The 12,905-nt window shown below is 28.2% G+C and carries 10 protein-coding genes; all 10 read right to left on the bottom strand.

The genetic code is table 11. The features are described 5' to 3' along the window. Positions 1-22 precede the first annotated feature (22 nt). Positions 23-1,291 carry a flavodoxin-dependent (E)-4-hydroxy-3-methylbut-2-enyl-diphosphate synthase gene (ispG, locus tag ECAJ_RS02445; protein WP_011304586.1) on the bottom strand — a complete coding sequence of 423 codons (1,269 nt, stop codon included), beginning with the start codon at positions 1,289-1,291 and terminating at the stop codon, positions 23-25. A gap of 88 nt (positions 1,292-1,379) precedes the next feature. Beyond that, on the bottom strand, positions 1,380-3,323 hold the full coding sequence (locus tag ECAJ_RS02450) for a TRP75-related protein (RefSeq protein WP_269207856.1): 1,944 nt from the start codon (positions 3,321-3,323) through the stop codon (positions 1,380-1,382). 242 nt (positions 3,324-3,565) lie between these two features. Beyond that, on the bottom strand, positions 3,566-4,729 hold the full coding sequence (dxr, locus tag ECAJ_RS02455; protein ID WP_011304588.1) for a 1-deoxy-D-xylulose-5-phosphate reductoisomerase: 1,164 nt from the start codon (positions 4,727-4,729) through the stop codon (positions 3,566-3,568). A 51-nt stretch (positions 4,730-4,780) separates the two neighbouring features. Then, positions 4,781-6,274: an NADH-quinone oxidoreductase subunit N gene (locus ECAJ_RS02460; protein ID WP_231243001.1), complete on the bottom strand. Its 1,494-nt coding sequence runs from the start codon at positions 6,272-6,274 to the stop codon at positions 4,781-4,783. Continuing rightward, entirely contained in the window at positions 6,223-7,680 is a 1,458-nt protein-coding gene (locus tag ECAJ_RS02465) for a complex I subunit 4 family protein (RefSeq protein ID WP_011304590.1), read from the bottom strand. The genes ECAJ_RS02460 and ECAJ_RS02465 overlap by 52 nt, the downstream gene beginning before the upstream one ends. A 5-nt stretch (positions 7,681-7,685) precedes the next feature. Continuing rightward, a complete protein-coding gene (gene nuoL / locus ECAJ_RS02470) occupies positions 7,686-9,551 on the bottom strand; it encodes an NADH-quinone oxidoreductase subunit L (RefSeq protein WP_011304591.1) in 1,866 nt (621 codons plus the stop codon). An 83-nt stretch (positions 9,552-9,634) separates the two neighbouring features. Beyond that, complete coding sequence (gene nuoK, locus ECAJ_RS02475) at positions 9,635-9,961, bottom strand: NADH-quinone oxidoreductase subunit NuoK (RefSeq protein WP_011304592.1); 327 nt, start codon at positions 9,959-9,961, stop codon at positions 9,635-9,637. Next, positions 9,945-10,547 carry an NADH-quinone oxidoreductase subunit J gene (locus tag ECAJ_RS02480; protein WP_011304593.1) on the bottom strand — a complete coding sequence of 201 codons (603 nt, stop codon included), beginning with the start codon at positions 10,545-10,547 and terminating at the stop codon, positions 9,945-9,947. Before ECAJ_RS02480 ends, nuoK begins: the two co-directional genes overlap by 17 nt. A gap of 359 nt (positions 10,548-10,906) precedes the next feature. After that, positions 10,907-11,488 carry a hypothetical protein gene (locus ECAJ_RS02485; RefSeq protein WP_011304594.1) on the bottom strand — a complete coding sequence of 194 codons (582 nt, stop codon included), beginning with the start codon at positions 11,486-11,488 and terminating at the stop codon, positions 10,907-10,909. Between the two features lie 125 nt (positions 11,489-11,613). Beyond that, positions 11,614-12,189: a hypothetical protein gene (locus tag ECAJ_RS02490; protein ID WP_155799195.1), complete on the bottom strand. Its 576-nt coding sequence runs from the start codon at positions 12,187-12,189 to the stop codon at positions 11,614-11,616. Positions 12,190-12,905 lie beyond the last annotated feature (716 nt).

Genomic DNA, 12,905 nt, shown 5'->3' on the forward strand with positions numbered 1-12,905 from the left:
ATATAGAGTACCTTTTTTTCATTCATTGATAGTTTACACTAACATAATTTTCAATTATTGACACAAACTGCTCAAAAATATTTTTACCCTCTAATGTACATAGCTTTTCCCCATCTTGATATACAGCAGCTACAGGCCTCTCACCATAACCAGGAAGACTAATACCTAAATTAGCATGTTTACTTTCACCAGGACCATTAACTATACAACCCATCACTGCTACAACCATATCTTTAGCTCCAGGATTAGTATTCCTCCATACAGGCATACGGTCTGCTATATAATCATTTACATCTTTAACTAGTTGATGAAAATACTTAGGATTAGTTCTATTACAACCTGGGCATGAAGTTACTTGTGCATTGAAATTCTTTAACCCTATACTTTGTAAAATTTCTTGACACAATTTTACTTCAGTTGTTCTTGACTCTCCAGGTTGCTGAGTTAGTGAGACACGTATAGTATCACCGATACCATTAAGCAATAAATAAGATATTCCTGCAACACTACCAACTACTCCTTTAATTCCAGATCCTGCTTCTGTCAAACCCAAATGCAATGGATAATTACACACATTTGACAACACTGTATAAACAGGAATTAAATCTTGTATTTTACTAGTCTTACAAGATATAACTATTTTATTTTTTGAAAGACCTATTTCTTCTGCACGTTTAGCACTTGTCACAGCAGAAATCACCAATGCTTTTTGTAAAACTATATAATCTGGTTTAGGATTGCTAAGCAACGCATTATCGTTCATTAATTTTGAAGCTAAATACTTATCTAAACTTCCCCAATTCACACCTATTCTAATAGGTATATCATATTTGATTGCAAACTCTATAACATCTTCAAAATTTTTATCTCTTTTATTACCAAAACCAATATTTCCTGGATTTATACGTATTTTCCCTAAAGCAGACGCACATTCTGGATATTCTTTTACTAATCTAGCAATTTCATATTGTCCACATCCTATTATCATCTTGTGATCAAACCCATTATCTACTAGTACATCCCTAATATAAGGAATATTTTTTATAGCCTGTTCTGAATTAACCGCTACCCTTACCAGTTCAGACCCAGCTTTTGCTAACTCTAAAACCTCATGTGCATCTTTATTAGCATCTCCAGATCCACCTAATGCCATTGATTGTACTACTATAGGGTTATTACCGCCAATTATTACATTACCAACATTAACCTCGTAAGTTAACTTACTTTTTCTTTTTATACAATCAAACAAATCCTCTTCATTTAAAATTCTATTTATAACATCACACTCCATAACATACCACAATCTTCTACATCAATAGAAAATTATATACAGCAAAAGTAAATGTTACTACCTTTATTTCTTATGAAAACACATACTACTACTTCCTATAATACTCTGTATCGTCATAATCATCATCATCATAGTAATAAGTAATAGTATAATCTTCATCATACTCTTTTATTTTTTTAATATTCTGTAATAATTCTTCTTCCTCTTGAGATAGAACTACTTGATGATTATTATCACCATCTTTAATAACATTACCCTGTTCATTATCTTCAATTATTTTTACATTTTCTTCTTCTTTGACTGGCAAAATAGGAGACTTATCTTGATCATTTTTATTCTCTACTTTCTGTACACCTTTTTTAGCATCATGTTGTTCATCACTTGGCTCTTTCAAAAATGAAAGAAAATGTAAAGGTTTACGATTATTTTTTTGCTCATCTTCTTTAGGAATATGCTGAGAAGATTCTACACTGTCCTTCGGCTGAGATAATAAAATACCATCATCATTATTAACTTTATCATCTTCCAATTCATCATTGGAATCTTCGTGTTTATCATCCTCTATTTTTGGAAACTTTAGCAATGAAAGTAATCCATGTTCTTTTTTATCACTTTGATTATCATTGCTATAGTCACTAGAATCTTGTAACTTACTCTTATCTTCAACTTTCTCTACTATTGGAAGTTTAGAGTCATCACGCTTCTTATCTTCAGTATCTTGTAATTTACTTTTATCTTCAACTTTTACTACAGGAAGTTTAGAGTCATCGCGCTTCTTATCTTTAGTATCTTGTAATTTACTTTTATCTTCAACTTTTATTACAGGAAGTTTAGAGTCATCACGCTTCTTATCTTTAGTATCTTGTAATTTACTTTTATCTTCAACTTTTATTACAGGAAGTTTAGAGTCATCACGCTTCTTATCTTTAGTATCTTGTAATTTACTTTTATCTTCAACTTTTATTACAGGAAGTTTAGAGTCATCACGCTTCTTATCTTTAGTATCTTGTAATTTACTTTTATCTTCAACTTTTATTACAGGAAGTTTAGAGTCATCGCGCTTCTTATCTTTAGTATCTTGTAATTTACTTTTATCTTCAACTTTTACTACAGGAAGTTTAGAGTCATCGCGCTTCTTATCTTTAGTATCTTGTAATTTACTTTTATCTTCAACTTTTACTACAGGAAGTTTAGAGTCATCACGCTTCTTATCTTTAGTATCTTGTAATTTACTTTTATCTTCAACTTTTATTACAGGAAGTTTAGAGTCATCGCGCTTCTTATCTTTAGTATCTTGTAATTTACTTTTATCTTCAACTTTTATTACAGGAAGTTTAGAGTCATCACGCTTCTTATCTTTAGTATCTTGTAATTTACTTTTATCTTCAACTTTTATTACAGGAAGTTTAGAGTCATCGCGCTTCTTATCTTTAGTATCTTGTAATTTACTTTTATCTTCAACTTTTATTACAGGAAGTTTAGAGTCATCACGCTTCTTATCTTTAGTATCTTGTAATTTACTTTTATCTTCAACTTTGACTATTGGAAGTTTAGAATCATCAACATTAGGTCCTGAAACTCCTACACCAACATGCTTCTTATCACGCATTGTATCAGGCATATCATTTTCTATAGGAACAATAAACTTAGCACCTTCCACATCAACTAAATTAACTCCATTCCTATCTATCATTAAATCATGATCTTCTTTTTCTAAAAAAACATCATATTCTTCCAGTGGGTCCACATTTTTTACTTGAACTTTCCGTCTCAATTTTTTTCTTGTATCAACATGCTTACTATTTTTACCAATATCTGAAGTAGCAGAATCCCTACGCTCTTTATAAATTGAATAAGCACGATAGAATTCCTCATCATTACCAAAAGCTTCACCTTCAGGATTATAAATTGGAGAATATTTTCTGCTAAATTGATATTTAATCTTATTTGAACACGAAACAACAAAAGAAAAAATCAATATTAACAGTATATTCAAGATATTACGTCTAAACATCCGACACCTATAAGACATATTTATTATCCTAACATATTTATACTAAATATACCATGCTAAGTAAACGCATTATTTAATAATATCAAAACAAATATATCATTGTACTAAAAGAATCCATTTCCAATAATTAATATTTTTTTAAAAGTAATTATTATTGATAGATAACATACAGTTTAGTACATCAGAAAAAATATATATAATATTAAATAAATAAAACAATACACTAATAATACAATGACAGCAAATGATTTTAATATATATTAACACAATTTATCAATAGTACTACTTGCTACTTTCCTACTTATTGCATCACAATCAAGAATATTTGACAAAGAATTAATACGTCCATAATTAACTAAATTTAATGTTTCATACACTATATTTACAATATCAAGAAACCCTATCTTCTTAGCCAAAAAAGCATTAACAGCAATTTCATTTGCAGCATTTAAAATAATACCATTAGCATGAACATTAGATGTTTTTAAAACTTCAAAACCTAATTTTATGCCAGGAAACTTATAAATATCAGGTTTCATAAAAGTTAATTGATTATATAACGCTAAATTCAGTTTTTTACACAAAGCAGCTGATCTATTCGGCCAAGATAATGAATACATAATTGGAATTTTCATATCTGGTACAGACATAAAAGCAATAGATGTTCCATCTATATAAGATATTATCCCATGCACTACAGATTCGTTATGTATTATTACATCTAATTTTTCAGCTTTTATTGAAAATAAATAATATGCTTCTATAATCTCAAGAGATTTATTAATCATAGTTGCACTATCAACAGATATTTTTTTACCCATTTTCCAAACAGGGTGCTTAACTGTATCTTGAACAGTTACATATTTCATTTGTTCATAATCCATTGATAATAAAGGTCCACCAGACGCGGTTAATGTAATTTTTTCTAAATCTTTATGGCCCTTGTCAGCAAGTATTTGGTATATAGCATTATGTTCTGAATCTAGAGGAATAATTTTAACATCCTTTTCTTTTGCTAAACTAAGTAATAATGCACCACCACAAACTATACTCTCTTTATTCGCTAGTGCAATAACTTTAACATTTGAATTTATTAAATAAGTCATCGGCACAAGTGCTGCTATCCCTACAATAGCCATCATTGCATAATCTACATCTAAAGACGTAGCCATAATCATGCCGTCATCTCCAGCACTCACTTTAATATTTGTATCGAGCAATAAGTCTTTTAATTCTCGATATAAATTAACATCAGTAATAACAACTCTTTCTGCATTAACCAATTTAGCTTGAAATGCTAACAGCTGAATATTTGACTTAGCAACTAATACTTTTACTTGATACTTATCTAACTCAGAAAATATTATATCAATTATCATTTGGCCAATAGCACCAGTAGAGCCAAATACAGAAACTGTTTTCACATGCTTTAATATTTAATAACTTCAGGTATTATATATCGAATATTCAGATTATTATCCATTAAAAAAATTAAAATGTAAAAAATAACTTATAATATTTCTCACATGACCAACAAAAACAAAAAATACAAGATTAACTACTACTGTCAACAATAGTACAAAACATAACTTCTTGTTAGAAATTGAGACATCACAAGAACTATCACTTAAATCAAAATACATCACTTTAATAATTTTCAAATAATAATAACATGAAACAGCACTTACAAGAGCAAAAGTTACCGCAATCTTTATAAAACCATTTTCTACTAAACTTGATAATACATCATATTTAGCAAAAAAGCCTGCCAAAGGTGGTATTCCAGCCATAGATAACATAATTACAGCAATACAAAATGCAATAACTGGAGATTTATTATGCAATCCTTTCAAATTTAATAAATTACAATCATCATCATCATATTGTATTAAAATACAAAAAAGTCCTATATTCATGACAACATACAATAACAGATACATTATAGTAGCTGCATTACTTACAGTAGTGTTTATAGCTAATGAGATTAACATATATCCAATGTGTCCAATAGCTGCATATGAAAATAATCTTTTCAAATTAGTCTGCCTCATTGCCCCAAATGCTGATACAAATATAGATAACATAGAAACACAAATCATTATCTGTTGCCAATCCTTAGATAAACTAGGTAATACTTCATTCAGTATTCTCATCAATAAAAATATAAAAGTACTTTTCGGCACTATAGAAAAAAACATTGTCATAATAGTTGAAGTACCTTGGTAAACATCAGGTACCCACATATGAAATGGAGATGCCGATAATTTAAAAAATATACTAATCAAAATAAGTATCACTCCTAAAATGGCACCTAAAGGTATGTTCTCATTATTGGAAAAGAAGTTATATATTCCAGAAAATCCAACCTGCGTTGTATAACCATACAACATAGAAATGCCATATAACATAATGCAAGAGGACAATGCACTCAATACAAAATATTTAATACCTGATTCAGAAGATTTAATTGCACTTTTATCAAAACATGTCAACGCATATAAAGTTATACTTTGTATTTCAAATGATAAATAAAAAGAAAGTAAACTATTTGCAGCAATTAAAGTAATTAACCCAAAAACTGCAAATAAAATCATTATAGAAAATTCATAACAATATTCTTTACCAGAAACTAACAGCATAAATAAAACACTACTGCTAGAGAGCAAAATTATAATTTTTGCAATGGAAATATATAAATCAGATTTTAGAAGCCCATTAAAAATTAACTGTGGCTCAATTTCTAAATTAATACCAACAATACCAACAGTTACTAATAAACTAATCAAAGATAAAACATGTATAACCTTTTTATTCAGTACAATCCCTAATAATAATAATATTAAGGATGAACTTACTAAAAAAACTTCCGGTATTATATAAACAAAATTATTCCAATACATAATAATCTCAAATGCTACTAAAGTATAAAGTTTTTCAAATACAACTGCTCCACTAACGGAGTTAAGCATTTTAACAAGATATAATAAGGATATAATCCAAATAATAATATAAAAGCAGCTAAAGTCGCTAAAATAAATAACTCACTTTTACTAAGATTACAATCTATTATTAAATCACAATTTGGTGCAGCACCCCAGATTATTTTCTTGCATAAAAATAACATATATAAAGCACCTAATATCACTCCAACAGCTATCAAAACTGAAAATAACTTAGAGTAATGAAATACGCCTAATATAGATAAAAATTCTCCTATAAAACCTGAAGTACCAGGTAAAGCAATTGAAGCCATTGAAAAAAATATAAACATAATAGAAAATTGAGGCATTATTTTTGCCAGTCCACTATACTTAGATATCTCCAAAGTATGAGTCTTATTATAAAGTATACCAACACAAGTAAACAATGCTGCTGATATCAGACCATGGCTAATCATTTGAAATACAGCACCAGATATACCATATTCATTGAAAGAAAATATTCCTGCAGTAACAAACCCCATATGAGCAATAGAGGAATATGCTATTAGCTTTTTAATATTATTCTGAACAAAAGATATCAATGATGCATAAATTACAGCTATAATGCTCAATACTATAACGAAATTTGCAAAATATACACTAGCTTCTGGTAGCATAGGTATAGAAAATCTTAATAATGCATATGTACCAATTTTAATCAGTATACCAGCCAACAAAACAGACCCTACTGTAGGGGCTTGAACATGTGCATCTGGCAACCAAGTATGAAAAGGTACAACAGGTATTTTTATTGCAAATGAAACAAAAAATGCAATCCAAACCCACTTTTGTGCGGTCAGATTTAAATAATTTGACAAAATATAAGTCAATTTTTCTATATCACTTACCCTGTCAGAAAAGAAGTATACATATAATAATGCTATCAAAAACAACAAAGAACCAACTAAAGTATACAAAAATAATTTAAATGTAGCATATACTCTATCCTCATGTCCCCATATTCCTATAATAAAAAACATTGGGATTAAAACTGCTTCAAAAAATATATAAAACATTATTATATCAAGTGAAGCAAATACTCCTATTGTCAATCCTTCTAGTAATAATAATAAAGCAAGTAATACTCGTAAATTACTTGACTTCATATTATATAAAGCGAAAACAACAGATAATAAAAATAAAAAAGTCGTTAATAATAGAAGCGGTAAAGATAAACCATCTATACCTACCGCAAAACCTTGTGTTAAACGATATACAAACTGAAAGCCATTACATAAATAATCAAACTTTACAGCTATAATAATATTTATAATAAATGCAGCACCAGAACATAGTAAAGAAACTAACTTTATGAATAATGAGTCTGACTTAAAATTACTAACTGCTAATAAGCATGACCCTAATATTGGCAATAAAACCATGAAAAATAGCATACGCTTTAAAATCTTATATTATTATAAATCAACCACATGATAATACTTATCAACCCTAGTAGCATAACAAACGCATAATCAAAAATAAAACCAGTTTGTATTTTAATACTACCTTTTGAGCAGGAATCTACTAGTCTAGTAATACCACCTAAGCCAAAATAATCAATAATTTTTTTATCAATTACTTTAGAAAATAAGTTAGCTATACATTTAATAGGTACTACAAATACAATATTATATAATTCATCAAAATACCATTTATTATATAAGAATTTCAATAACTTGTTAGAACGCCAATTATCAAAGTAATTGTAAAAATATCTTAAGTAAGCACACACTATCCCAAATACACTTAATATTAATGGCAATAATTTTACAAACAATCCAACTTCTTCATGTTCATGTACTATTATACTACTATTCCAAAATGCAGGACTATTAATTAATAATAAATTTTGCCCCCACATACCAGCAAAAACAGAACCTATAGCTAAGATTAATAAAGGCAAAAGCATTACCTTGCCTGATTCATGTATTGACTCTCTTTTTAAATTAACTCCATGAAAAACTAGTATAATTAATCTCCAAGAATAAAATGAAGTTAAAAATGCAACAAAATTACACACTATAAAAGAAATAGTGTTAACATGATAGCTACTTTCAATAATTAAATCCTTTGAATAAAAACCAGCAAAAGGGAAAATACCTGCCAAAGCTAAAGAACCTATCCAAGTCAATACATATGTAAACGGTATTTGACGCCAAGAAACATTTATTTTATGAATATTTTGTTCATGTGCAGCGTGAATTATATTACCAGCACACAAAAATAACAATGCCTTAAAAAAAGCATGAGTCATCAAATGAAATATAGCTATACTATATACTGATAGACCACATGCAATAAACATATATCCCAATTGACTACAAGTAGAATATGCTATTATCTTCTTTACATCATCCTGTACAATAGCAACAGTTGCTGCAAAGAAACAAGTACATGTGCCAACAATCAGAATAACATTACGTGCTAGTTCTGATACTTCAAACAATGGAGAACATCTAGCAACAAGGAATACTCCTGCTGTTACCATAGTTGCAGCGTGAATCAATGCAGAAGCAGGAGTAGGCCCTTCCATTGCATCAGGTAACCATGTATGTAAGCCAATCTGTGCAGATTTACCCATACAACCAATAAAAAGTAATAGACATATTACGTCCACATAAAGCATAGGATAACCAAGAAAATTCATTTTTCCTTCAACATATACTGAATCAAGCATCCCAAATATTTTACTGAACTCTAAAGATCCAAATACCCAAAATACTGCTATAATTCCTAATATAAAAAAAAAATCCCCTATCCTATTCATAATAAAAGCTTTCATCGCTGCCTTAGTAGCTGAAGCTTTTTCGAACCAAAAACCAATTAATAAATAAGAACATAGTCCTACACCTTCCCAACCAAAGAAAAGCTGAACAAAATTATCACTTGTTATCAAAATCAACATAAAAAATGTAAATAATGATACATAAGATAAAAACCTAGATGCACCAGCATCATGAGACATATAACTTATTGAATAAAGATGCACTATTGCTGACACTGTATTCACTATTATCAGCATAATTATACTCAATGAGTCTATACATAATGACCAATTGATTTTTAATTTATATAATTCAATCCACGGAAATAATGTAATAACATAACTATCTTTAAAATTAAAAAACAAGTACCATGATAACAGTGATGCACATATTACTAAACAAGTTATAACTAATTGAGAAGCAAATCTATTATTTATCATCTTACCAAAAATAGAACCTATCAATGGCAAAAAAACACATAATAGCTCAATCTTAATCATAAAATCTGATCCTCAATTAATTGATCACAAATCAATTAAAATAATTAATTATAATTAGTCAACAAATACTCAAGAAAAACTCACTATTCTTTCATTTTATTAGCTGTTTCAATATCAATATTACCACAACTTCTAAAATATACTACAATGATGGCCAATCCTACTGCAGATTCTGCAGCAGCAACTGTTAATATAAACATTACAAAGACTTGCCCCAAAATATTATCAAGATATACTGAAAAAGCAGTAAAATTAATATTTATGGCCAATAACATTAATTCTATTGATAAAAGAATAGTAATGATATTTTTACGATTAATAAAAATTCCAGATACACCAATAGTAAATAAAATTGCACCTAAAATAAGAAAATGATTTAAAGTAATACCAGCATCAATTAGAATCTTCATAATTAACTCCCTCTTTTACTTTAACACTTACATATTTTATAGAAGATGGTCTATTGATTTGCATATTTATATTTTGCCTATGTACACTACTGTTTTTAGCACGTAAAGTCAATACTAAAGCTCCAATTATTGATATTAAAAGCAATATACCAGATAAATGAAATATATACATATACTCAGTATATATTAAATTACCAATTGCAACAACATTACTTACATACTGCACGGATTCTGTTACTAACTCAGTTGTTGCAGATTGCCTAATAATAAACACTATATTAACAAATAATATAACACCGCAAAGCAACCCTATAGCAAGATATTTCGTAAAAACATTTTTAAATCTCGAATAATTTATATCCAGCATCATAACTACAAACAAAAACAGTACAGCTACAGCACCAACATAAACTATTATAACTAACATTGCTATTAACTCTGCACCTAATAAAATAAATAATGTACTAGATATGAAAAACGTTAAAATTAAAAACAATACAGAGTAAACAGGATTTGATATATAAACTACAGCTACCGATGATAATACTATCAATGCTGCAAAAAAGTGAAATAAAAAATAAACCATTATTTTTACATCTGTTAATAATTAACAAATTTAACAAAAATTAGACCGAGTATAACTATATAAAATTCTCAAGTAAACTACTAATTCATATATTTCAAGAATATAAGCTATTTTATATTACTTAATAATTTGCTAAAAATAACTAACCTGAAAATTATTTATATATACAACATCCAGTATGTAAAAATTTTTCACAAAATTATATAATAAATATGTTTTTTATCAATTTGGGTTTTTAAAATTTATTTACACAATATTATGTTAGTAACTATATTTAATAATTATAGTATTATTTTAAATATGAGGTTCAATTAATTGAAAATATGTGTTTTTAATAGTAAAAATGCAAGTATAATCTTCTAGAAATGCATAATATATCTATTATTACCAGTAACTGGATTTACTGCTACTTGTTCAAGCTGCGTACTTCTATAATCGGTATGAAATAAATCTCCTCCACTATTGAAGAAATCAAACCTATACGTACGAGGCGTACCAACATCTGACTCAAGTTTCATGAAACGTCTAAACCTTTCAAACAACTGGACTGTATTTTCTTCAACTGTTCCACTATCACGTAAAAAACCACCATTTAGCAATACTTCATCATCCAGTACTACACCTTCTTCTCCCAATCTACTTAACGAATTATGTTTTAAACCAAAAATTAAAAACGGACTATCTTCCCCCCCCCCCCTAGTTGTACCGTATAAATAGTACATAATTCTTGGTAAACTCGTATTACTTACAATACAATAGCTATTAAACTTTGATCCATATAACCTATATAAAGGCACATCAGAACCTGGACGCTGCACAGTTGTTGAAATATCAAGAGTAGGATAACTTATAGTATATGAATCTTGCAATTTATTATAAGTACACACACTTGCAGGATATAAGACAGGTACGTTTCCTTCGAAGAGTAATATTAATTCCATATATTTTGATTAGTTAACACACGACATTTTAATGTATCACAGTTGCATCTAAATTGTCAATTTTTACCAATATTATTAAGATTTTATCTTTAAAATTTGTTTCAATCAATGTAATTAATATAACATTAAGTAAGATTCATAACATACACAGTATTGCCTAAATAATCTACGCTAACTGAATTTAAAGTAGTACCCTTACATCTGTAACCAAAGCAATCACCTTGATCATTGAAAAAATCAATACGAAATTGACGTGTAATTTGCTTATCAGAAGTAAGCTGAATATTTTTATACAAAATTTCAAATAAATTGAAAGTATGGTCTTCTAATGATCTGGTTGTAGTCATACTTCCAGCTGATATTATAGTACCAGGACGTAACATAAGACCATATGCAATAACATTCCTTAAATCACCATCTCGAATAGAACACACTACATATTGTCCTATACCATCACTACTCTTCCCAAATAAAAAGATTATATTATATCCTAAAACTACATTAGTTGCTACACAATATCTATCAAATACTGCTTTGTACAGATAACGAAATTGAAATTCTGGGTTGTAACGTTCTGCCGGCACAGTAAGCATTAGGCCTGGTATTTGTGATTCATAAATATCTAAAGCTTTATTATACTTACACGCACTTTTAGGAACTAACGTAGGCACGTTATCTTTAAATAAGAATATCAACTGCATATGGTTTATCCATGTATGATTTTTCCTAAAATGATAAATCATCTTATCATACTGAAATTGACAAAGTCAATCCTTACTATTAGCACTAATGGAAAGAATGAATACTAATTAATTTATTGTAACAATCTAATACATATACAGTAAGTTCATATAGTCACAACACACAGATTAATTTCACTAAAACTCATACTTAATACATATAATTAAACTATTACTTTTTCATATTGTAAAACTCAACAAAATAACAATTCTTTAAAAAAAGAAAATCCCATCTTTACACATCAAACAACATAAAATATTCTTTTTTTACTATCCAAATTTACAGTAATTTTGACGTATGATATCAGTCTTCAACATTGTACTAATCAATTTGAATTTATATAGTTAATAAATAAAACTATACACTTGTTGATACATTTCTAGCATTACCAAATAAGCAATATGTTATTTTTTTTTAATTCTCTTACTTATAAACTTTTACTAAATCCTACTTTACGTAGTACAGAAAATATTCATGCACTCTAGTAAACTCATTATCTATATTACTAAATTATAGTTCTACAACAATTCATTATATGTACGCACTTTTTTAGAAAATAAATTAGCTATAAAAAAAATCATAACATTAACGCTTACAATTTTTCTATATATACTTCTATAATACTTAATACGCTAATTAATTTGCATAATATATGGAACATCACCTGTTAACTTTA

The organism is Ehrlichia canis str. Jake, from assembly GCF_000012565.1.
GTDB lineage: Bacteria > Pseudomonadota > Alphaproteobacteria > Rickettsiales > Anaplasmataceae > Ehrlichia > Ehrlichia canis.

Bases quoted from the DNA above. Each gene is read 5' to 3' on its own strand.
- nuoK (WP_011304592.1), bottom strand. From the start codon at position 9,961: ATGAAGATTCTAATTGATGCTGGTATTACTTTAAATCATTTTCTTATT.
- ispG (WP_011304586.1), bottom strand. From the start codon at position 1,291: ATGGAGTGTGATGTTATAAATAGAATTTTAAATGAAGAGGATTTGTTT.
- ECAJ_RS02460 (WP_231243001.1), bottom strand. From the start codon at position 6,274: ATGCTTAACTCCGTTAGTGGAGCAGTTGTATTTGAAAAACTTTATACT.
- ECAJ_RS02450 (WP_269207856.1), bottom strand. From the start codon at position 3,323: ATGTCTTATAGGTGTCGGATGTTTAGACGTAATATCTTGAATATACTG.
- ECAJ_RS02480 (WP_011304593.1), bottom strand. From the start codon at position 10,547: ATGGTTTATTTTTTATTTCACTTTTTTGCAGCATTGATAGTATTATCA.
- ECAJ_RS02490 (WP_155799195.1), bottom strand. From the start codon at position 12,189: ATGCAGTTGATATTCTTATTTAAAGATAACGTGCCTACGTTAGTTCCT.
- ECAJ_RS02465 (WP_011304590.1), bottom strand. From the start codon at position 7,680: ATGCTATTTTTCATGGTTTTATTGCCAATATTAGGGTCATGCTTATTA.
- ECAJ_RS02485 (WP_011304594.1), bottom strand. From the start codon at position 11,488: ATGGAATTAATATTACTCTTCGAAGGAAACGTACCTGTCTTATATCCT.
- nuoL (WP_011304591.1), bottom strand. From the start codon at position 9,551: ATGATTAAGATTGAGCTATTATGTGTTTTTTTGCCATTGATAGGTTCT.